The organism is Vibrio kyushuensis (genome assembly GCF_050337325.1).
GTDB classification, from domain to species: Bacteria; Pseudomonadota; Gammaproteobacteria; order Enterobacterales; family Vibrionaceae; genus Vibrio; species Vibrio kyushuensis.
Genome location: NZ_JAKJSV010000008.1, coordinates 238,245 through 261,526, shown reverse-complemented (window position 1 = coordinate 261,526; position 23,282 = coordinate 238,245). Strand labels below are relative to the sequence as shown.

19 protein-coding genes and 1 riboswitch are annotated in these 23,282 nt (G+C 42.2%); of the genes, 13 read left to right on the top strand and 6 right to left on the bottom strand.

Annotated elements, in window-relative coordinates:
• Positions 1-98: 98 nt before the first annotated feature.
• The 3 genes from L4D20_RS18730 to L4D20_RS18720 form a co-directional block, all read right to left on the bottom strand.
• Positions 99-1,577: an inorganic phosphate transporter gene (locus L4D20_RS18730; RefSeq protein WP_428803107.1), complete on the bottom strand. Its 1,479-nt coding sequence runs from the start codon at positions 1,575-1,577 to the stop codon at positions 99-101.
• Between the two features lie 8 nt (positions 1,578-1,585).
• Entirely contained in the window at positions 1,586-2,263 is a 678-nt protein-coding gene (locus L4D20_RS18725; protein ID WP_428803106.1) for a DUF47 domain-containing protein, read from the bottom strand.
• 173 nt (positions 2,264-2,436) lie between these two features.
• Positions 2,437-4,014 carry an SLC13 family permease gene (locus L4D20_RS18720; protein WP_428803105.1) on the bottom strand — a complete coding sequence of 526 codons (1,578 nt, stop codon included), beginning with the start codon at positions 4,012-4,014 and terminating at the stop codon, positions 2,437-2,439.
• A gap of 350 nt (positions 4,015-4,364) precedes the next feature.
• Here L4D20_RS18720 and L4D20_RS18715 point away from each other — a divergent pair, with 350 nt between their 5' ends.
• The 6 genes from L4D20_RS18715 to ribB all read left to right on the top strand — a co-directional run bounded on the left by L4D20_RS18715 (position 4,365) and on the right by ribB (position 9,485).
• Positions 4,365-5,003, top strand: coding sequence for a hypothetical protein (locus L4D20_RS18715; RefSeq protein WP_428803104.1), 639 nt, complete (start codon positions 4,365-4,367; stop codon positions 5,001-5,003).
• 9 nt (positions 5,004-5,012) lie between these two features.
• The gene (locus L4D20_RS18710) at positions 5,013-5,495 is read left to right on the top strand and encodes a CYTH domain-containing protein (protein WP_428803103.1); all 483 of its coding nucleotides are present in this window, start codon (positions 5,013-5,015) and stop codon (positions 5,493-5,495) included.
• A gap of 185 nt (positions 5,496-5,680) precedes the next feature.
• Positions 5,681-6,265 (top strand): hypothetical protein, encoded by a 585-nt coding sequence (locus L4D20_RS18705; protein ID WP_428803102.1) that lies wholly within the window; start codon positions 5,681-5,683, stop codon positions 6,263-6,265.
• 126 nt (positions 6,266-6,391) lie between these two features.
• The gene (locus tag L4D20_RS18700; RefSeq protein WP_428803101.1) at positions 6,392-6,970 is read left to right on the top strand and encodes a DUF4136 domain-containing protein; all 579 of its coding nucleotides are present in this window, start codon (positions 6,392-6,394) and stop codon (positions 6,968-6,970) included.
• A 65-nt stretch (positions 6,971-7,035) separates the two neighbouring features.
• The gene (locus L4D20_RS18695) at positions 7,036-8,460 is read left to right on the top strand and encodes a coniferyl aldehyde dehydrogenase (protein ID WP_428803100.1); all 1,425 of its coding nucleotides are present in this window, start codon (positions 7,036-7,038) and stop codon (positions 8,458-8,460) included.
• Between the two features lie 102 nt (positions 8,461-8,562).
• A riboswitch (FMN riboswitch) is annotated at positions 8,563-8,717 on the top strand.
• A gap of 111 nt (positions 8,718-8,828) precedes the next feature.
• Positions 8,829-9,485, top strand: a complete 657-nt coding sequence (gene ribB / locus L4D20_RS18690; RefSeq protein WP_248009219.1) for a 3,4-dihydroxy-2-butanone-4-phosphate synthase — start codon at positions 8,829-8,831, stop codon at positions 9,483-9,485.
• 96 nt (positions 9,486-9,581) lie between these two features.
• Here the strand turns inward: ribB and L4D20_RS18685 are convergent, their stop codons facing one another.
• A complete protein-coding gene (locus tag L4D20_RS18685) occupies positions 9,582-10,469 on the bottom strand; it encodes a LysR family transcriptional regulator (RefSeq protein ID WP_428803099.1) in 888 nt (295 codons plus the stop codon).
• Between the two features lie 194 nt (positions 10,470-10,663).
• On the opposite strand from L4D20_RS18685, the gene L4D20_RS18680 reads away from it, so the two are divergent.
• Entirely contained in the window at positions 10,664-11,407 is a 744-nt protein-coding gene (locus tag L4D20_RS18680; RefSeq protein ID WP_428803098.1) for an SDR family oxidoreductase, read from the top strand.
• 164 nt (positions 11,408-11,571) lie between these two features.
• Positions 11,572-12,387 (top strand): PilZ domain-containing protein, encoded by an 816-nt coding sequence (locus L4D20_RS18675; protein WP_428803097.1) that lies wholly within the window; start codon positions 11,572-11,574, stop codon positions 12,385-12,387.
• Positions 12,388-12,456: 69 nt separating this feature from the next.
• Here the strand turns inward: L4D20_RS18675 and L4D20_RS18670 are convergent, their stop codons facing one another.
• A complete protein-coding gene (locus L4D20_RS18670) occupies positions 12,457-14,160 on the bottom strand; it encodes a sensor domain-containing diguanylate cyclase (RefSeq protein ID WP_428803096.1) in 1,704 nt (567 codons plus the stop codon).
• Positions 14,161-14,363: 203 nt separating this feature from the next.
• A complete protein-coding gene (glgX, locus tag L4D20_RS18665; protein WP_428803095.1) occupies positions 14,364-16,319 on the bottom strand; it encodes a glycogen debranching protein GlgX in 1,956 nt (651 codons plus the stop codon).
• 423 nt (positions 16,320-16,742) lie between these two features.
• Here glgX and lamB point away from each other — a divergent pair, with 423 nt between their 5' ends.
• The 5 genes from lamB (at position 16,743) to L4D20_RS18640 (ending at position 22,866) form a co-directional block, all read left to right on the top strand.
• Positions 16,743-17,975 carry a maltoporin LamB gene (gene lamB, locus L4D20_RS18660; RefSeq protein ID WP_428803094.1) on the top strand — a complete coding sequence of 411 codons (1,233 nt, stop codon included), beginning with the start codon at positions 16,743-16,745 and terminating at the stop codon, positions 17,973-17,975.
• Positions 17,976-18,087: 112 nt separating this feature from the next.
• On the top strand, positions 18,088-19,008 hold the full coding sequence (locus L4D20_RS18655) for a MalM family protein (protein WP_428803093.1): 921 nt from the start codon (positions 18,088-18,090) through the stop codon (positions 19,006-19,008).
• A gap of 211 nt (positions 19,009-19,219) precedes the next feature.
• Positions 19,220-20,113 carry a LysR family transcriptional regulator gene (locus L4D20_RS18650; RefSeq protein WP_428803092.1) on the top strand — a complete coding sequence of 298 codons (894 nt, stop codon included), beginning with the start codon at positions 19,220-19,222 and terminating at the stop codon, positions 20,111-20,113.
• Between the two features lie 125 nt (positions 20,114-20,238).
• A complete protein-coding gene (locus L4D20_RS18645) occupies positions 20,239-21,615 on the top strand; it encodes a DUF1254 domain-containing protein (RefSeq protein WP_428803091.1) in 1,377 nt (458 codons plus the stop codon).
• A gap of 87 nt (positions 21,616-21,702) precedes the next feature.
• Entirely contained in the window at positions 21,703-22,866 is a 1,164-nt protein-coding gene (locus tag L4D20_RS18640; protein WP_428803090.1) for an OmpP1/FadL family transporter, read from the top strand.
• Positions 22,867-23,282 lie beyond the last annotated feature (416 nt).

The following is a 23,282-nucleotide window of genomic DNA, read 5'->3' as shown; positions in this document are numbered from 1 at the left end:
TAATCAGCAAATAGATATAAAGATACAGAGCCCATCAGCTAAGACTTATCTTATTGACGGGCTCTGTTAGTTTGGCGTTTAACATATTCTCAATAAAGCTATCGCTCAACGAGACTGTGTTGGAGTAAGGTTGTAATATCATGTTGTAGTTGTCGATTGTATTGTTTGTTGAGTACGGTATCTTCCGCAGCTTGCCACTTAGAACTAAGGCTACTCAACGCTTGGACTAACTGCCAAGTGTGGTTGAACTCATGACCATCTAGCTGTAATACCGCGTTATGTCGTTCAGGTTGCAGCGTATTGACCCACTCGTTAGGTATCGTATCGAGTTGAACTTTTGTCGGTTGTAACAACGAATGCTTAATGATCGCTTTCGAGAATTTACCATCAACACCAAGCTCATCTATTTTCATCTGAAACGACCGAATATCATTGAATGTTTGCTGATGAATGGTCTTTAGTTCATTACTGTGGAATCCAAGCTTATTCAATTGTGATTCAACCTGTTGATTGACTTGATAACTCATTGGCGAGTAAACAATCAAACTGAAAACATTTTGTAGGCAGAACAGCATAAATATACAGCAAGTCATGGCGATAGGGGGAGTGGTTACCCAGCCAGTGACAATCTTTCCTAATACTCTCCAATCAAGCTCTTGCCCTCCTTTTAGTAAGCCTATGCCAATAATTGCCCCTACAACAGCTTGAGAGCTAGAGACAGGAACAAGAGGAATCGTTGGAAGCCCGTTACTTGCAAGTACCAGCTCTAGCCCCTCAGAAGCAAATAAAAACAGCACAATAGAGTGCGCCATTACAACAATGCCAGCCGTTATTGGCGTGAGAGGCATCATGCTATTACCAACCGTTAGCATGACACGTTTGGAGTAGGTAAATATGCCAATTGCAATGGCGACAGCACCGAGAAAAAACAGTTGCTGGGCAGTATTGAAAGAGACAGCGCCAATGGCTAAGTCATCCAAAGTAATTGCGTTGACAAACACTCCCATTACGTTGGCGATATTGTTCGCCCCTAAACTGTATGACCCAAAAGCCCCCGCAACAATCAGTGCGGCTCTGGATGTCCAATCAAGATTTAAAATATGGGGTTTGACCGTATTTAACGTCCACTTCACTATGCCATGTAGTAGTACGGCCATGATTGCGGAAAGGATGGGGCACAGTACCCAAGTCAGCAGAATGTTGAGCAGTATACCCATGTCAGTTTCAATGCCGACAAAGATGTTCCAACCAATAATCGCACCGACGACGGCTTGACCGGTTGAAACGGGAAGTTGGCACTTTGTCATGACTAGCACAGTTAGAGCTGCGGCTAGCGAGACTACAAATGCCCCACCAAGAGCGTTTACTTCGCCAAGCTTCCCTAGTGTATGAGCCGCACCAGAACCGCTGAGCGTCGCCCCTAAAATAACAAAAATTGAGGAGATAATCGCAGCTGTTGAAAAGCGAACCATGCGACTACCAACTGCAGTACCAAACACGTTCGCTGCGTCGTTTGCGCCTAGAGCCCAACCAAGAAATAGACCACTCGATAAGAATATAAGTAAAAGTATGTCCATAATTATCCTTACAATGAGCGCTTAATGGCGTAAATAACCAGTGAATCAGCAATGTCTTCAGCATGATTTGCAACGTTATCAATACGTTCAATAAAGTAACGGATATGAATCTTCTGAGCTAAATCTAACTCAGATGAGAACACCTTCTGCTTCATTCGTGTGCTTACTCTATCTGCTTCACTTTCAACAAATATCACTTTGTGAACATGATCTCTGACCTGATTTTGATCTCGCATAAATGCGCGACATGCATCAATAAGGTGCGCCCCACACTTTGCAACGGTAGATTGCAACTCAATGAAATCATTATGGTATTCCTGAGGGATCTCCGGTCTTTCGTTGATGAGATTAAAGGCTGAGGCTTGTTGTAGGTTAATTAGCACATCTACGCCTTCAATTATTTTTAGTAAATCACTTCGAAGATCGGGAACGAGTGTTTTTTCATACAAAATACTTTCAATATCTCGACGTAATTGATCAGCGGTTAGTTCTATTCGGCTCAATTGTTCAAAGCGAAGCTCTATTTGTATTTCATTATCTTTAGAAGCCGATAAGCTATTATCGAGATAGAGACGAAGAATAATCTCAAATACAGATGTAGAGTCACCGAGTAGGTCATAGAAAGAATCAATATTATTTTTTAGTTGAATAGTATTATTCATGAAACTAAGAATGTTTTTTTTCATCGAATATCCTTAATAATGAAAGCTATATTTTAAATAAAGATAATTTTCAGATGGCAATACACGAATGCTATCTGCATTAAACTAGAAACAAAGACAAGAAGAGTGAGGAGTCAATATCAGGGATACTGACTCCTGTTTAGGGTTAATTTGGTGTGTGGGCTAGCGAGTTTTAATTAGAAGAAACCAGGTGAGATACCTATCCACACAAGCCATGTTTGGCCGGCAACTAGCATTAATAGCCAAGTGAAGATACTCGTCCATAAACCGTAGCGCCAAGTTTCACCCATAGTATACTTGTTAGTTCCATACAATAGAGCGGCAGGCTTTGAGTTAAATGGGAATGTCCAACAAACATTAATGCAAAGTGCCACAGGTAGAGCTAAAGATAGGATGTCGTATTCCATCGCTTGAGCAATACCAATAACAATAGGAATGAAGATTACGGTACGCATCGTTTTACTTTGAAATATCCAGTGCGAAGCAATAAAAATCCCCGTTAAAATTGTGTATAAAGAAAAGTAGCTCATGCTCTCCATACCCATCGCATTCATCATGTTAGTAATGGCTATTTCCATGATTTGCGTCTCTTTAAGCCCTGCGCCAATGGCGTATGCACCTGCTGAGAAAATTAATAAATGCCAAGGTAGGTCAACATCATTCCAAGTAATTAGTTTTGTTTGCGGTGCAAGCATGACGATAGAGCCAATGAGAGCGATCATTGTTGGGTGAACACCATGCAGCTTATCGGTGGCCCAAAAAGCAAGTACCGTTAAGAATATAATCGCGGCTTTGATCTCATTCCATTGAATTTTTCCTAAGCCATCGAGTGCATTTTTAATTGAGTCCATTCCACCTTCAAGTTTTGGCTGTTCGTCTTCTTTGGTCAAAGGGAAGATAAACTTCACACCGATAATGTAGGTGAAAATACCTAATGCAATAGTGATTGGTAGCCCGGCTAGTAGCCAATCAAAATAGTAAAGAGAAGCGCCGGCACCTACCATCATTCCCGCTGCAACTAGGTTTGCCCCGGAACCGGTTAAGAACGCGTTACAGCCAGCATTAATCATCAAAAGGTTATGTAATATAAGGTTTCGAGCAAAGTTGTTTGTTTTTGTTCCTGATGCACCATAAACGGCTGAAACAACCATAAAGATAGGCATGAGAAGTGCTGCTTTTGCTGCTGTCGCATTAATAAATGCACTGAGGATCAAGTTGACAGCAATAAAGCTGAGGAAGATCGACCCAGAGTTCTTCCCATATTTAACAATAAACAGTAGTGCTACCCTTTCAGCCAGCCTAGTTTTGACAAGGGCTGATGCGAGTATGAAAGCAGCGATATTTAGCCAAATGATTTGGTGGCCAAGAACAGATAGCGCTGCTTTTTGTGAGACGATATCAAGTAAAATAACGCTAACAATAAGTGCGATGGAAGTTAAGTAGTTCGGAATAGACTCTGTAACCCAAAGAACGATACAAGCAACGAATAACCCCAACATATATTGTGCTTTTTGATCCAGCGACTCAAAGTTAAAAATAAAGCTAAAAAGAACAAAACAAATAATAGAAGCAGGTAGCCCCCATTTTTTCATTAATAACCCCGTTTTTGTTGGTGGTCTCTCTATCACTTTCCCCATTTTGTACTGAGACATATCCAGGGGATCTTTCTCATTCTCGATGTCTACGACGGTAGGGGACAATTCTTTTTCTGGGCTTCCAGCTGCTCCGGGAGACCAATGGTTTACTTTTTCCATATCGATGTCCTTATTTAATTTGCGTAATTATTTCTATCGGTATCTAGAGTGACATTAGAGTAATTTTATTTGTTGATCTCAATCAATTTAACCATTTCGAGTCTCGACTAGTTATGACATTTTTGCTTTCCGTCACGAATCGAATAAATCCTCCAACTATGTATATTTTGTTATAGCCCTTTAATATCAATGATTGGCGAAGTTTTTTACCTAGGTCGACTTGTTTACGTGACCATGTGTGTCAGATTATGTTGGGGTTTATTTGAGTTTGATCACTTTTATTTTTTGTCGGTAGGGATAACGTAAAAAGACATCGAGTGACAAATTAATTATCTAAAAGGAGAATACTGATGAGCGAAAAATTAGTCATCGGAGAAGTGTCAAAGCCACGTTTTGAGTTTCGTACATTTGGCCAAGATTTTGATCAAGCAGCTAAAAAAATGGCTAGATTATCGGTTCCTGTTCCTGAAAAAGTATGGGAGCGAAAAAGTGATGAAGTTTATATTCTGTCTAGAACTAATGATGTGAATAACACTAAGATTAGAGATGGAAAAATGGACATTAAAACCTATGTTCAAACAGTAGATGGTCTAGAGCAGTGGAACCCACTAATGAAAGGGGAGTTTCCTATTCCAGCCGCATCATTAGAGGCTGAGGTTTTTCCAGCTTTCCAAGTAGAAATGTTACCTCTCACCCAAGAGAGCTACACATTAGAAGAGTTTATGGCAATCATTGAAGCTCATGAAGACTTGCAAGCGGTAAGAGTTCATAAGCATCGATTTGGATATATGGTAAACAATACTATTTGTGAGGTGGGTGAGGTGCTTATCAATGGCGCGAAGGTTCACACGATTAACTCTGAATCGACGGAAGTTGAAGACATTAAGAAGACGATGGCAGAGGTTGGCATTGAATCGGTAGAGAACATTAATTATCTACAAGCGATTAAACGTGTAATTGGTATGATTAATAAACCGTTGGCGAATTAGGAGTTAAGTATGTTAGAGATTGAACGTAAATTTTTAATTAAAAGTGATGACTTCAAAGTCGACGTTGTGAAACAAACACGTATTACACAGGGCTATTTAAGCTCAGTACCTGAGCGCACTGTACGTGTGAGAGTGAAAGGCGATAAAGGTTTCATTACCGTCAAGGGCATAGGAAATGAATCTGGTGCGAGCCGCTTTGAGTGGGAGCGTGAAATATCGGTTGAAGAGGCTCAATCACTTCTCAAAATTTGTGAGCCTGGCGTTATCGATAAAACCCGTTATCTAGTTCCGTGCGGTAAACATACATTTGAAGTTGATGAGTTTTATGGAGATAACCAAGGGTTAACGGTTGCTGAAGTCGAGCTTTCGTCAGAAAACGAAGCATTTCAAAAGCCTTCTTGGTTGGCTGAAGAAGTGACCGGACAAACCCGCTACTATAACTCTATGCTAATGAAAAACCCTTATAGCTCATGGGAGCTTGAAGCCGTTTAAAATAAGTCACGTTATCCTATTGGATTGCCCTCTAAGCGACTCGCCACTTAGAGGGCTTTTTTATGGGTCAATACTCTTAATTATGATTCTATCTTATTGATTGTAAATTGGAATTATCATTCGCTTAGAGCTACTGTTATAAGTCGGAATAGCTACATTAAAAAACAAATGTAAAGGACGACACGATGTTGAAACTTATTTTGCTAGGATTTGCATTATGGGTGCCTATTTCATTGGCATCCTCAGTACAAGAGCAAGAGCAAGAGCCAAGCTCATTCATCCAAGTTAATATCAGCTTAGATCTTCAAGGTATTGAAGAGTCTATTGATATGACGAGCCAATCATTAAACTCTTTAGCTGAATCATTAAATGCGATTGCGGAAAGCCCCGACCTCACCCCAACACAACAAGAAAATATTGAATCAACAATGAATAATGTTAATCAGCTCATTGACGTTTCAACTCGATCGCTAGAGCAACTTCCTGTCGCCTTCTCTCAATCTAAACAAGTGGTTGGCGACAAGACACAACGGTTTCTTGATGATGTGAAATTCAAACTTATTTTGATTTTGTCGGTGACGGTATTGGCACTGTTGGCCATCATTGGTTGCATCTATTGGCTACTTTTAAGGCCATTGCAGTCAACCGTATTGTCTGCCACTCACAATGTCTCTCAAATGGCGCAAGCGCTTCAAGTAACAGCAAAAGCAGTCGAAGTGTGCACTGAAAAACAACATGAAATTTCTCAGCAAATGTCACGTGACGGTTAACTCATGAGGTGTATTTGAGGCAATCATTGTTAGTTCTCAATACCGAAAGTTAACGCTTGTTATTATGAGTCAGTGCGCCAAAGTAGAGAGATAATCGATAGAAATTGATGACAGGGAAGTAGAATTATGAAGAATAAAGTCGTGTGCATGTTAGCAATATTGCTTGCTGGATGTACAACCTCAGTTGAGCCACAAAGACCGATGGATTTTGGTGTGGTGATTAGTGGAGACAGCCAACGGTTTCAATCTGTATCTACTTTTGCTTGGCATGAACGTTCTGGCACTGTACTGGTGAAAGATAAAGCACAAGCTCAAAAAGCATCACAGTTGTATCACTCGTTGGTTGAGCAGCAGATGCTAGAAAAGGGCTATCGTTTGGTTTCGCAGCCAATGGAGGCTAATGTACTGCTCGTGGTCGCTATTGCACAGCAATCGATGGTCAGTGATTCTGATATTTTTGCAAAAACACTCCTTTCAACGGGAATCATTACTGTTGATGAAGATGGTGACACGGTAGAAAAAGGGTCATTGTATTTGGCTGCTTTCCCTAATGACGCCATTGAACAGGCGGTGATTGAACAACCGATATGGAAGGCATTGGCTCAAAGACCGATGAAAGAGGGTGTTGATGAAGCAACGCGTCAAGCACTCGCCTCTGACTTAGTAAAACGAATGATGTCTTCTATTCCTGTGTCGAATAATTAATATAACTTGAACACTGTACAATTAGATTATATAACGTTGATTAACGTTATTTTGAGGGTAAGTGCATGGAATTAGTTTGTGGTAATGAAGAGCAATTAGCATTTGATCAAGAGCTGGACGCCACTTTTGAGCAAGCTCAGCGGAAATATAATCAAACGCCTTACCCCAGTTATGATGAACGTGTTGAGTTACTTCTCAAACTGAAAGCGGAGTTGATCGCCAATCAAACCGAGTTGGTTGATGCGCTTAACCAAGACTACGGTTATCGCTCAACGTTCGACAGCACCATTTGCGATCTTATGCCGACGGTAAATCATATTGAATACACGTTAAAAAAGCTTAAAAAGTGGATGAAGCCAGACACCCGTTCGGCAGGTTTACTACTTGCTCCTTCTAAAGCGCAACTTCACTTTCAGCCTGTAGGGGTCGTGGGTGTGATGGTTCCATGGAACTTCCCAATCGTACTGAGCCTCGCACCAATAGTAACCGCTATTGCGGCAGGCAATCGCGTGATGGTGAAGCTGAGTGAAGCTACTCCTCACACCAATGAAGCATTGAATAGAGTATTTGCTAGTTTAAGCGAGCATATCTACCCGATTGAAGGAGGCGTATCTCTTTCTGCTCATTTTAGTACTTTGGCTTTTGATCATTTGGTTTTCACAGGCTCAACGGCTGTCGGGAGAAAGGTTGCACAAGCGGCGGCTAAAAACCTGACTCCTGTTACGTTAGAGCTAGGTGGAAAGTCACCAGTGATTGTTGGTCAAGACGCTGATTTGAAAAAAGCTATTGATGCGATGATGCTCGGAAAATCGATCAACAGCGGTCAGATCTGTGTCGCACCTGATTATGTTTTTGTCCCTAAAGATAAAGTCTCGGAATTTGGTGCGCTCTATTTAAAGCGGTTTGAATCTCTGTTCCCAGTTAAGAAAGGCCAGCGAAATCTCACCAGTATCATCAATCAAGCTCAATACACTCGCTTGCAACGTTATCTAGAGGATGCAAAAGAGAAAGGCGCTAAGGTTGAAACCATAGAGTGTGACAAGCTTATTGAGCATCAAATGTTACCTCATATTCTGACTGCTGTGACTGACGATATGCTGGTGATGCAAGAAGAGATATTCGGCCCACTGCTGCCTATTATTGGTTATGATTCTATTGATGAGGTTATTCAGTTTATTAATCGACGCGAAAGGCCACTGGCTTTGTATCTGATGAGTGATGATAAGGAGCTTCAAGCGAATATCCTCGAAAATACCCACAGTGGTGGTGTCTGCCTTAATGACACGTTACTGCATGTCGCGTTAGATGACGCTCCCTTTGGTGGAAGTGGTGAATCGGGAATGGGGCATTATCATGGCATCGAAGGCTTTAAAGCGTTCTCGAATCAAAAAACAGTATTAATAACGCCAAGTTGGCTAACTCGTGGCCGAATGATGCTGAAGTGGCGAAATATTGCGCAAAAGGTTATTGGTAAACTGTTTATTCGCTAGTTTTAGCGTATCGATTGTAGTTTTAGCAAAAATAACACGCTAACATAGCCAAGCTTGAGTTTATGGCTAAATAGCCTAGGCAAAAAAGCACATACATTTATTTTTTATTCTCAGGGCGGGGCGAAATTCCCCACCGGCGGTAAATCTTATTTCTTTTTATTGATAAGATCAGCCCGCGAGCGCTCGATACGTCGAGGTCAGCAGATCTGGTGCAAACCCAGAGCCGACGGTTAAAGTCCGGATGAGAGAGAATGAAAACACGTCAGTAGGCAGCACTAACTTGATTGGTGATGCCTGCTGACGCATTTCGTTTTGGATATTTTATCCCTCATACAGCCCTGATTCTGGTGATATTTAGGAGTTTAACCATGAATCAGTCTTCAGTTCTTGCCGAATTTGGCAACCCAATCACACGTGTTGAAAACGCTCTCGAGGCTTTAAGAAAAGGCCAAGGTGTCATCTTGCTTGATGACGAGGATCGTGAAAACGAAGGTGATATTATCTATTCAGTCGAGCACCTAACGAATGCTCAAATGGCACTGATGATCCGCGAATGCAGCGGCATTGTTTGTTTATGCCTAACTGACGCACAAGCGACTAAGCTTGAACTTCCACCTATGGTTGTGAACAACAACAGCGCAAACCAAACCGCATTTACCGTGTCGATTGAAGCGAAAGTTGGCGTGACAACAGGTGTTTCTGCACAAGATCGCGTAACAACGATTAAAACGGCTGCTAATCCAAACGCGAAGCCAGACGATTTAGCTCGCCCTGGTCACGTATTCCCACTGCGTGCACGCGCCGGCGGTGTTTTGACTCGCCGTGGCCACACTGAAGGTACCGTTGATCTAATGCAGATGGCAGGCCTTCAACCGGCAGGCGTACTGTGTGAAGTGCAAAACGAAGACGGGACTATGGCGAAAACGCCAGAGCTGGTTGAGTTTAGCCGTAAGCACAACATGCCAATCCTGACGATTGAAGATATGGTGATGTACCGTACTGAGCATGATTTAAAGCTCGCTTAATGCCATAAGCGATTTAGATACGCCCTAGCTTAACGAAGAGTTGAGCTAGGGCGTTTTCTTTTCTGTTGATTTATCTTTAGGTATAGAGATAGGTGATTAATTAGAAAAACGCTCAATCATAAACTGTATGAACGCCTGCAAGCGTTTTGGTCGATATCTGTCTTGATGATACAAAATAGAAAAGTCGACACTGGGAATATGCCAATCTTCAAATACATCGACTAACTTCTCTTGCTCTAATTCAGCTAAACAGTAAAGCCTAGGCACCCGAATAATGCCGTTACCACTGACTGCACTCTGCATTAACACTCGTCCATTTTTACACTGTAAATACCCTTTAACCGACACATCAGCCTCGTGGTTAGCTGAGTTGAAAAAGGTCCACTTTCGCACCGAACCCGTTAAACAGCGGTGCTGACTAAGTGACTTAGGGCTATCGGGAGCACCATATTTTTTGAGATAGCTCGGGCTAGCAAAGGTGCCCATTTCAACATCGATTAGCTTACGTGCAACAAATCCAGCATCGTCAATCTTTCCCATACGAAAGGCAACATCAAAGTCGTCGCTGATAAGATCAATACGGTGACTACTAAAATCCAAATTGATAGTGACATCAGGATAAAGCTGCATAAATTCACTTGAATACTGCGCGACCATTTCCTCTCCTAAATAGCCACCCACACAGTTCACTCTAATTTCACCTTGAATGACGTCAATGTCATCAGACACGCCAAGAAGTGCTTGGTCTATTTGTACTAAGGCTTGTTGACACTGCTGATAGAAACGCTCGCCAGCGCTCGTGAGCTTGAGCGTTCGGGTAGTACGTATAAGTAATGTCGCACCAATCTGTTTTTCTAGATTACTAACTTGTCGAGAGACATGTGAACGAGAGACATCGAGTGTTTCCGCCGCCTTGGTGAAATTGCCAAGCTGTGCAATCAATACAAAAGATCGAATGTCCGCCAAATTGATGTCATTAATCATGTTCTTTCCTTCGTCATTTCGAGCCTGCGCACTATTGTCGTCTTATTGTTGCTGTATGACAACAGTGTTTTAACTATAGGGCTATATATCAACAATGCTGTCTCACTTAATATGGCGTCACTGCTTAGGGAGAGTGCTTCGAACTCTTCTTAGATTTTTTAAAGAATGGCCTGTCCAAATAAATAGGAAAAAAGATGAACACGAATACAACACAACAAACTAAAAATCTAATCGTTATTACTGGTGCAAGCTCAGGTATTGGTGCGGCCATCGCTCGTCATTTTAGCGACCAAGGCCACCCTCTTTTGTTGTTGGCACGTCGTGTAGAGCGTTTAGAAGCAATGAATCTTCCTAACACTCTATGTGAGCAAGTGGACGTGACAGACAAAGCGAGCTTTGAAGCAGCGATTGCTAAAGCAGAGCTTGAGTATGGCCCAGCAGATTGCCTAGTGAACAACGCGGGTACTATGCTGCTAGGGCAAATTGATACTCAAGATGCATCTGAATGGAAAAGCATGTTTGATGTGAACGTTCTTGGGCTACTTAACGGCATGCAAACGGTGCTAGCACCAATGAAGGCGCGTAACAGCGGCACAATTATCAACATTAGCTCAATTGCGGGTAAGAAGACGTTCCCAGACCACGCAGCGTATTGCGGGACTAAGTTCGCGGTACACGCTATCTCTGAAAATGTTCGTGAAGAAGTGGCAGCGTCGAATGTACGTGTCACCACTATTGCACCTGGAGCGGTTGAGACTGAGCTACTTTCACATACAACCTCAGAAGAGATTAAAGAGGGCTACGGCTCATGGAAAGAGTCTATGGGTGGTGTGTTAGCTGCAGATGATATTGCTCGTGCCGTTGTGTTTGCATATCAGCAGCCACAAGGTGTGTGTATTCGTGAGATTGCTTTAGCACCAACCAAGCAACAACCGTAGAAGATACATAGAGATAAGGTGATGTTGGTTGGGTACTCCTGACCTCACCTTTTCTTCAACAATCATAGGTTTTTGGCTAAAGGCCTAACTCAAAAACTTGATGAAATTGTATTCATATCTTATACCTATTTAAGTGCTAGCTAGATAAAAAAATAGGCTTAGATATGACGACAAATGTTGAAGAAGCGGAAAAAAAATCAATCGATTTATCTGATGATAATCACAAAGATGGTGCCCAAGGCAGCAACAGTGAGTCTAACGGTGATTCCAACGAAGGCGTAGCTAAAGTCAATGACGCTAGCAATATTGTCTACGGAGAGGACGCGTTTAGCCGTGTAAACCCGCTCAGTGATGTTGCTTTTGTTATCTCGACTCCAACGGGGAAAGCTTTAAAGTGCCGATCTAAATTTATAGGTATTCATCCTAATAATTTGTTGGTCCTTGAGAAACCAGGTGTGAGCCCACAAGAGTTTGCGGTGTTTTTTCAGCGAGGTTACGCAATAAAAGCGTGTGCTATTGCCCAAAAAGGAGAAGGAGCCCGAGTCTATTTTAAGAGTAAAATTGAATACGTTGTTGATGCTGGCCCTGAGTGTTTGGTGTTAATCACATTGCCAAAAGCAACGCAAATGGCAGCAGGGCTTCGTTCTGAAGCAAGATTGGAGATTGCATTGGAAGGGCTATTGGACCCTGATGGTCACAAGTATTTGTGTCAGATTCGTGATATTTCCAATACTGGATGCCAAGTGGTGACCGATAGAGATACGAACAATTACAAAGTGGGTAATGTTGTCGAGGTTAAGATTCTCGATACCGACTGCCCAGATAAGAGTGCGATTGTATCGGGTATCGTTAGAAATAAGAAGTTATCTAGCCATTATTGGACTTATGGTGTTCAATTTGATGAGACGAGTCAAGACGTTGCCAATGAGCTGTTAGATAAGCTGTCGTTTGATCACGCAAGGCATCAATTTTTACTTTAGATTATTCATTGAAGAAAGAAGGGCGTACTTAAGTGCGCCCTTTTTTTCAATTGACAATTTATCAGAAGATTAAGATTGAAAAGTATTTAAAACGACTTGGTTACGCCCTAGCCCTTTTGCCTGATAGAGTGCTTTATCTGCTCTTCCTATTGATGAATGTTGGCTTTCATTAACTGAAGTTATACCAATGCTTATTGTGTACTTAATTGTTTTCTGTTCGCACTCTAAAGACGTTTGCTCTACTCGATGTCTTAGCATTTCACACAAATCATAAGCATGGTTTTCATCGTTGGCCTTAAATAGAATTCCGAACTCTTCACCACCAAAGCGGGCCAAGCTGGTAGCCTTTGGTTTAGGGAAGCAAGCTTGCATCAATTTGGCAGTATGTATGATGATATTGTCGCCAGCCAAATGGCTGTATTCATCATTAATTGAGCGAAAATGGTCTATATCGACTAATGCTAAATAGACGTGTTCTTGCCCTAATTGATCATCTAATTGATTACGAATCGTTAGCTTATTATCCAAGTTCGTCATGACATCTTTACTCTGCATCTTTTGATTCAGCAGCAGGTTATTCAGTGCCACTTCCGCCGAGTTCCTAATCATTTGCAATAAGCTACGATGTGTGGGGAAGAACATCGGCATGTAAATAATGGCAATCAATCCTTGGGTATTAAACAGTGGAATCGTGTAATGGCGCGCATTGATATGCAGCTTTTTAGCTAGATCATCTCCATTACGCTTACCAAAATAGTAAATTTCATTTGAGTTATATAGTGTTCTGAATTTTTTATCACTATGAATGACCTTCTCATTACCATGAAAATCAATCGTTGATAACTGACCTGTATCTTGCTCATATAAACAAAACTGAACGCCTTGATGGTGACAGAATCGGTCGAGTATGGAGCGTAACTGGTGCTTATAATCCGCAATGGTCTCTTTAGTATTAAGCTTAGACAATGAGTTACTAAGTTGATAAATCAGATAATTAGTAGCAGCGATGATGAGCAGTAATGAGGCAATAACGACTGCAGCTAAGTTAAATTGGTAAGAGCTAGAAAGAATATCAGCTCGGTTAGTGCCAGAGACAAAAACTAAGTTTAAAAAGTTATCTGCATCATAAACAGACACTTTGTGCTGATTTTTATAGTAGTACTCAAAAGTTCCATAATTATTTCCCTGTTTAACTAGCTCTCGGATTCCACTTTGATAGCTGATTGACTCATCACCTATTCTCTGAGGATTAGGGTGAAAGACCAGCTTACCGGTCAGTCTATCTACTACAAATAGATAGCCATCATTGAGTGTTCTCATACCTTTAAGCAGGTTTGAACCATGTAAAAGATCAAATTCAACCCATAAGGCTTCGCGCTCATTTGGCTGATAACGCGTGGCGAAAACCCATCGGCCGTTAGTGGTTTTGTATATTGGGGAAATTGAAAAGTCAGAAGAAAGCCCCGTTATTGAACGCCACTCTAAATGGCTCAATGTGTCCACATCAGGCTCTGCACGACGAATTGATGTGTATTGATGAGCGTGTGAATCGACCAGCAAAATATCTGAATAGAGTAACGTGCTGCTAAGTATGTTTGTTGCTAAAGTTTCAAACGAGCTATTGCTACGCGCATCATGAAGCAGGTACAACTTACTCGCTGCAGCTTCAATATGCGAAGCAACCAGTAATGAGGCGGTGTGTATGTTTGCTTTTGATTGAATATATGCTTTTTCTTCAGAAGACTTAAGTTGTTGAAAGGCTAGGTATATCATCCCTATTATCAATAGGAATATGCACGGCCTAAGCGTGCGTATTAGTAGTTTTGGTAAAGCCATTTATTGAGCCAATTGATTTAATAATTATATTTTTATGGCGTCATACTAAATGGGATTAGTGAGCATATCAACGAATATTAATCCATACCCAATAATGATAAATGAGCGATATATATACTATATCGCTCACAGTTTTATGATTATTTTTTAAAATGAAAGATTGCTATCGAAGTCGGAGCGATAAGCACTTGCTTTTCATCGATCGTTTTATGCAGTTCGTGGGAGTCTGTATTGCACACCATCTTCCACTGCTGGCCATGATCCGTAGGAAGACTAAACCTAGCAGGTGCGTTTGTTTGGTTGATGCAATAGATCATCTCATCACCAGATTTACCAATACCAAGGTGCAGTGCAACGGAGCTTAGAGTATTCCAATCATCATGCTCCATATTAGTGCCATTAACGCGACGCCAGAATATACGGTTATCATTACGGCTATCACCACTAAACGCGTGCAGAAATGGCACCATGTAGGTATGTCTTGCCTGAATCATATCGGCAAGCCATTCTTGGAACGCCGATTGATGCTTGTCTTGCTCCCAATTTAGCCAACTCAGTTCGTTATCTTGGCAGTAAGCGTTGTTATTGCCTTGTTGAGAGTGAGAAAGAACATCTGCCGTCAAAATGTGTGGCATGCCAAAAGCAAACAGCAAACTAGCCATAAAGTTACGTTTCTGCTTTTCACGCAGCTCTATGATTGTTCTATTTTCAGATGGCCCTTCTACCCCGTAATTGTCAGAGCGATTATCACCATGACCATCTCGATTTTGCTCACCGTTTGCTTCGTTGTGCTTATGCTTATAAGAAACCAAATCTTGCATCGTGAAGCCATCATGGTAAGTGATGTAGTTGACGGTGAGGTTAAATGGCCAATTTGATGCACTATATAGATCGCGCGACCCCATAATGCGTGTGGCAAACTCTTTTAAATAGCCCTGATCACCGCGCCAGAAGCTGCGTGTGATGTCTCTTAGGCGATCATTACATTCATTCCAACCTAGTGGGAAATTACCCACCTGATAGCCGTTAGGGCCGATATCCCATGGTTCAGCAATAAGCTTCACTTGTTTTAAAACAGGATCTTGAGCAACCGCTTTGAAGAAAGCTGATTGATTATTGAAGTGATCCCCTTCACGGCCAAGCGTGGCGGCTAAATCAAATCTAAACCCGTCGATATGATATTCACTGACCCAGTAGCGCAGGGTGTCCATTACAAGGTTAAGCGAAGCTTGATGACTAATGTCGACGGTATTACCGCACCCGGTGTAGTTGGCGAAGTGCTGCCCATGTTTAAGGTAGTAACCAGAATCTAAAGGCTTCAAGTTAAAGACAGGACCGTCTTCTCCTGATTCTGCAGTGTGATTGTAAACCACGTCGAGAATGACCTCGATGCCTTGCTTGTGCAGTTCACGAACGGTGGTTTTTAGTTCGGTTACGGCGTCACTGTTTGCGTATCTAGGATCAGGAGCCATAAACAAATAAGGGTTGTAGCCCCAGTAATTGACTTTGTCCATATTCAGCAAGTGAGGCTCATGCATACATGCAGCGATAGGTAATAGTTGGATGGTATTGATGTGTTGCTTTTGATAAAAATCGAGCATCTCATCGCTGACTAGGCCCAAATACTTACCTTGCTGATTCTCTGGAACCTTTGGATTGAGTTTGGACACCCCTTTCACATGCGTTTCGAATATAACGGTCTCTTCTCTTGAGATTCGAGGAGGCTGTGTCTCTTGCCAATCAAATTGATCGCAAGTTACAACGCTCTTTGGCAGTTCGAAACTCGTTTTTGAAGTGAAAGGAGGTTGGTAGTAGAGCGGACCATCTATCGCTTTCGCGTATGGATCAGAAAGCAGGTGAGGCTCTTCATCGATTTCGATAAGAAACCCATACTTTTGCCCAACTTGAATGTCTTCAATAAAAATATGCTTAACACCTGCATAGTCGTTACTGATTTGATGAATCTGTTGATTGTTTGCCGCATCAAAAAGGACCAAAGCAATGCTTTTTTGGTCTGGTGCATAAATAGAAAAGTTGCATCCATGCTGGCTTAATGTCGCCCCTAAAGGGTATGGCTGTGAACTTATGCCTATCATTATTCTATATTTTTTGCTTTTTATTTAGGAGCTCTTAGTAAAAGACTTTGAGTAACAATGGTCAAGCTCCTTATCAATAAATTTTAGATGTAATTTTATTTCAGTTTTTTTGCGATTCGGTTAAAAAACTTGAGCTTGATATCGTTTTGAACTGTGAAAATGGATGCTATTTAGTCGTACTCCCCCTTAGTTGTGTGATCCAACTCTATTAAACAGCGTATTTTTCAGTTTCTCCTCCTTTCTCATCCCCCTTAAATAAGTCAAAGGTGGAGGACGCAGCACTCCTCCTCCCTAGGTAATCTAGCCACAGTCGAAACAAAAGGGATTCAATCCCAGCTTATCTTTTCTTAATTAGGTCCATTTCTGCCTTTATGGGTTTAGTTAAAGAGATAAGAAAAATAAAAACCCTAAATGGAGTTAATAATGAAAAAAGTAAGTTTAATTGCTGCTGCAGTGGCTGCGTCTCTAAGTGCTGGTGCGTTTGCAGCGGCTGTCGATTTCCACGGTTACGCTCGTGGTGGTGTTGGTCTTAGTGGGGAAGGCGAACATGTAACATACGAAAAGAACAAAGTAGGTCGCTTAGGTAATGAAAGTGACTTGTATTCAGAAATCGGCCTGAACGCTGAGCTGTACAACAACGATGATGTGACTTTCAAACTTGAGTCATTGGTTGCTTACGGTCAATCTGGTAACAACAACTGGGAAGGCGATGCTAGCGCACTTCGTGTTATGAACGTTCAAGCACAAGGTCTTTTCAGTGATAAAGAAGCGGTACTTTGGGCTGGTCAACGTTACTACCAACGTAAAGATATCCACATTACTGACTTCTACTTCCTAGACACATCTGGCGGTGCTGGTGGCGGTATTGAAAACCTATCTGTTGGTGGTGGTAAATTATCGCTAGCTGTTATGCATGATGATGGCGAAGATACTGTTGGCGATAAGGTGTCAGGCTACACGTTCGATGCGCGCTACGCTGGCATTGATCTGTGGGCTGATGCTAACTTAGAGCTAGCTGTGGCTTACGACTTTGCGTCTGAAGCAGAAGGTCAAAGTATTGATGCTGATAATGGCGTACTTTTAACGGCGGTTGTTGGCCAGGGGCTAGATAACGGTTTTAACCAAACGGTTCTACAATTCGGTACAGCATCTTACGGCGAACAAATGGCAACGTACGGTGGCGGTGGTTGGTACAACCGTAACTCTACAGATAACAATGATGGCGATGGTTTCCGTATCATCAACTGGGGTGTAGTAGGCTTTGGTGAATCATGGGAAGTTGGCCACACGGTAATGTATGCTCAAGGTGGCGATGTTGTTGCATCTCGAGATAGCTCTGGAGCATCTCAAGGTGTTGGTGATATAACTGCATATAATGCGGTAATTCGCCCAATGTACAAGTGGGATGACCACATGAAGACAGTCTTTGAAGCGGGTTACTTTGCGGATGAAGTTAAGCAGGGTGGAACAACGATGGATTCGTCAGGCTCTAAGCTAACGATTGCTCAAGCATGGTCTGCTGGTTCTAGCTTCTGGGCACGTCCTGAAATTCGCGTATACGGCTCATACTTCATGGACCACGAAGCAGACAGCTTTGCAAAAGGCACTGACGACACTGAGTTCAGTGTTGGTATCCAAATGGAAGCTTGGTGGTAAACATTCGTTGTCCACAATTGAATAGTTCATATTTAAATAGTCCATATTTAAGTAAGTGATAAATCAAGCCGGCTTCGTGTCGGCTTTCATCGTTGAGAGAAGTGAGGTTCATATGAAACGATTGGTTCTAGGTTGCGCGATCAGTATGGCATTATTAGGCTGTGCAACGACAGAAACCGTTGTCTTTGACGCCGAGAACATTGAGCAAGTGGCGCAGAGCTACGCTCAGATACATTGGGCGGAAGTTGAGCCAACAAAACGCATTAATTTCTCAATTGATGAATTAAATCAGAAGTTTGAGATATCTGAGGGCAAAAGCTATATCGCTGCCTTCGATATAGATACTCAAGGAAAAGAGCTAGAGTTAGAGATAATCAGCCATTTTAAGAAAACCGTTTTCTACCCAAATGCAGCACTACTGAATGAACAGAATCAAATCATTAAGACATTTGAAACCGATGACTTTGAATATAAACACGCTTATGGAATGGATGGCGATCGTTTAGTTTCTAAGGTGACTATTCAGCCCGTTGGAAAACAACGTGTTAAATTGCTCGTGTATACAACGCCTGAGTTAATTGAAGGTGAATCAGAGGTCTTGCACCCGGTTAAGCTTGATGCTATTGCTCGTGGGAACTACCCGCCGGACGTACCAAATCCAATGATTCCACACTCGCCATTCGGTGAACTGAGTATTGTTGCGAAGGTGGATGACGCACTGGTATTGGATGAACCTATTACGGTAGCGAGTTCCGATACCGCGCAGCAAAAGTTTAAAACCGATCTTGCAGAGCAACAACAGCAAGTTGCCGTAGATAAAAAAGCGGCAATAGCCACTGTCTCATTGAGTGACTCAAACAGTGATATCGCGACTCTAAGTTCCGCTCAGCAGCAGTTTTACTTAACCAGCATTGAAAGCGCAGTCAGTGTTGGCATGCTAGATAAAGCACTAGCTCTACTTGATGAAGCGAAAGCCTTGAACGTAGAAGGCGCTCAAGAAGCCTTTATAAAAGCGGTCAACGCTAGCAAGTAGCGATTTATACATCCAATATCAGAACTGCATTAGGCCCTCTAATAAGAGGGTCTAATTAATTGTCCGCTCGAGCACTTCCCCTAACTGTATTCGTTTCTGCATTGAACACTTGAGTTATCACCTCTATCGCTTACTTGTTAATAGCCTATTCATCTTGGATGTCTTACCCTAAAGGGATAGAACTTACGGCTCAATGGGCTCAATAATTTAGATGAACAAAGACTTTAACTTACTCCAACTTTTACTCGTTCTAAGTGAAGAGAAGCAGACGATATCTGCTGCAAGACGTTTGCACGTTAGCCAACCAACAATCAGCGTGATGCTTAGAAAGTTACGTGAGCAGTTTAATGATCCTCTGTTTGTCAGAGACAAAAATCAGCTTGAACCGACTGCTCGATGTAAACAGTTACTGGAACAACTCCCAAGTGTGCTTGATAGTTTAGAAGCACTCTATATTGACGAGAAGTCATGGGATATTAGCCAGCTACGAGGAGAGGTTTCTTTGATTTTCTCACCGCCTCTTATGCCAACTATTGCTACTCAACTGGTTCTAAAGCTGACTCAGTTAGCACCCAATGTCACCGTAGAGTGTTACCACTGGGGTTTTGATGCGCTGCGAGATTTAGAATTGAAGAGCCAATGTTGGGGCTTTAGTTACCTACCGATGGAAACCAATAAAAACCTCACTCAGATGGACATTGGGAATGACGAATTTGTGGTCGTAGCAAGGCACGACTTGCCGCTTGCTTCATTTAGCCTAACGGATTTATTGCAGTTTCCATTGTGTATCAACTTGATTCATGGAGAAACAGAAGCGTCTCGTAGTGAAAAGTTGATTAAGAAACTCAACTTATCAAAACACATCAATGTTAGGACCAGTGATATTAATGTCATGTTGAACTTGGTTGAATATGGTAATTACATTGGGGTTATCTCTAAGCATGCTGTCGCTAATCTTCCTGCGCATTTTCAATCTCTGGCGCTGCCTGAAGAGCTCACCAAAGAAGCGCAATTTAGGCCGGTATCACTGTTCACTCATCAACGTAACCGAATGGACCCTTTGACGCATTGGCTCTATCAAGAATCTAAAATTATCATCAGCTAAAATACGGCGTTGTGGTCACCTCTATTAAAATAAGTAATAGAGGATATCCAATCTATTCGATTTGAGCGGATAAACGCCTCTGATAGCCTGATCCAGTAAGTTCAATTACTGGATTAAGGTCTACCATGAAAAAATCATTTCTTGCCATCGCATTAGTCTCCGCTTTTAGTACCACATCGTATGCAGCATCCGAAGTTTCTGCCGAGGAAGAGTTAGCCTATAACCTAGGTATTCAAGCGTTTATCTATGGTACAGGGCCATTAACGGTCGCAGCAGTACGTCAGACATCAACATCGGTTGAAGCGCCAATGGATAACGCGATGGCACCACTGAATGAAATGGGGAAGACCCGTGTTCTAGCAGGGCCTGAAGACCGTATCGTGCCAACCGTTAATAACGACACATTATATTCTCAAGCACACTATGACCTTGATCTTTCAGGTCCGATGGTCATCGAGATCCCAAAAACCGATGATCGATACTACATCGTCCAGTTATTGGATGCGTACTCTGATTCGATAGAAGATCTTCATCGAAATAACGTAGGGGATAAGGGCGCAAAGGTGCTTCTAATGAATCAAGATTGGAATGGAGAGATCCCAGAAGGTATTGATGCGATTGTTGAGTCACGAACGCCTTATGTATGGCTGATTCATCGCACCGGTGTTGCGGGTGATCAAGATCTTGATGCGGCGTTACAAGTCCACGATCGTTTTATTAGCTATCCGTTAAATGAACTGGGACAAGATCATGGGCCACTTGAATTGGCCAAGTCAACTTCGAAGATCCCACCGATGGCTCGCCCATCAGGTCTTGAATGGTTCGCATTGATCGATCGAGAATTACGTAAGAGCCCGATAGCCGAAGATGCAGCGATTGTCGATCAATTTGAATACATTGGGATTGGCGGTGAGCAACCCTTCAATCCAGACAACCTATCTTCCGATCAAAAGAAAGGTTTAATGCGAGCACTCGCGTCATCTCAAAAAATAATTCAATACGCTGGCCGAAATGTAGGCGCAACAAACAATGGCTGGTCGATGATGTTTGAAGGTGGTCGCTACGGTAACGACTACTTAAGCCGCGCAAGTATTAACCTGCGAGCTGCCGGGTTAAACGTACCGGAACGCGCTCTGTATCCTAATCGCTATACCGATTCTAAGGGTGAGCAACTATCGGGCAAACATCAATACAGAATGACTATGCCTGCGAATACACCAGCAGAAGAGTTCTGGTCACTCACCATGTATGACGCAAAAGACTTGTACATGGTTGAGAATGATATCAATCGTTATTCGATCTCTACCAATCGTCAGGATGAGCTCAGATACGCAGAAGATGGCACGTTGCCTATCTGTATTCAGCATGACCGCCCTGCGGATGTGTCTTGTAACTGGCTTCCTGCCCCTGAAGATGACTTCTACCTACACGTTCGTTTATACGAGCCAACACAAGAAGTATTGGATAACCAATATCCAATGCCTCAAGTCGAGAAGCTGTAACTCTTCCGTATCTTTTAGCGCTTCTTATTGAAGCGCTTTTCCATTTTATGTTACCTGTCGATGCCGATGCATTGGCCTAGGACTTTTATGAAAAAACAAACCATTTCTCTTACAGCTATCACATTGGCGGTTGTCTCGTCATACAGTCATGCTGCTGCCACTCTTGTTTCTGAAATGAGTCACTTACATGTTAGTACGGCAGGCGCAGGGACTGCCGCCATTGCTGAAAATGCATCAACTGCTTATAGCAATCCTGCATCAATGTCTTACTTAGAAAGTCGCTCATTATCAATTAACTTAGCGATGATGGATCTAACCGTCCGCTACGATGATAATCGATCTGATGCTTTGAGCAGTGCTAATGCGGGAGGGTTACAGCCTTACGGTTCTCTTTATTATGTAGAGCCTATCAATGACTCAATCGCATTGGGAGTTACGCTTACCTCAACAGGGGGAAGTGCGTTAGATTATGGCAGTCAATATGCGGGTTCATTGGCGCTTAATGACCTTCAGTTAACCGTAATGCAGCTCAACCCTTCATTGTCTTATGAACTCACGGATAAAATGAATATCGGTGTGGGTGTACAAATTGATCACGCTACATTTGAACAAACCGCTTTGGCTAATCAAGCGACTTTGAACTCTGACTCGGTTGCGTTTGGTTATAACGTGGGGATGACTTATCAATTAAATTATGACCACCGCTTAGGCATGACCTATCGTTCAAAGATGGATCATCAACTGCAAGGCGATCTTCAACTCGTCAGTCATTCGAGTGAAGCGGAAGTTACTTTGGTCAATGCGGCAAGACTTGAGATATCGGGTCTTCACCAATTAAATGATCCAATCAGCTTAGTTTGGAGTGTTGGTCAAGAGTATTGGAGCCAGAACAAAGAAACCTTGATTGATATTGGCCAAACATCAGTGAATAAGAATCGGTCTTTTGACGATGTTTGGTTTGCCTCTTTGGGAGCTCGTTTTGAAGTTTCAAACGATCTTCGATTGGAAGCAGGCGTGGGCTATGTGAGTTCTCCTTTGGATGAGCCAAGTCTACAATCGCCTGATCTTCCTGTTGCAGAGCAGAAAAAGTATAGCGTTGGTGCTACTTATCAATGGAGTGACGCCACAACTCTTAATGCCTATTACAGCTATGTTGATTATGGAAATCCAGAGATTAATTCTGGTTTAATGAAGGGTGCATTCAACAATTCGAATCAGTTCTTTGGTATTGAGATAGGGTATAGATTTTAATAATGCTCCCCCTCATTTCTGTGTTAAGAGTGAGGGGTATGACGTCACAATAACTCTTCGTTTATGACGGCTTTGCCTTCACCCTTCACCCTTCAACTTACATATTGAAACATTATTCTTAAACGTCCGATCTTATAGTGAATATCGACAAACAGTAGAACCCTTATTGACCATATTGAAAGTAAGGGTTCCATTAAAACAGTAACTTAAATGATATTTCTTTGGCTGAAAAATTGGCTTAAAGATATATCACTGCAATTCTTAGTAGAAACAACTTCCTTGGTTGCAATATCTGCAACTTAACATTGCCCCTTAGCTTGTTCTATTTGCCACTCAGCACTCTAAAATTTGCCCCTCAAAATAGTAACAACTCGTTTTCTCATAGACAGGTAAGCAAAGTGAGTTGTTGCTTTGTA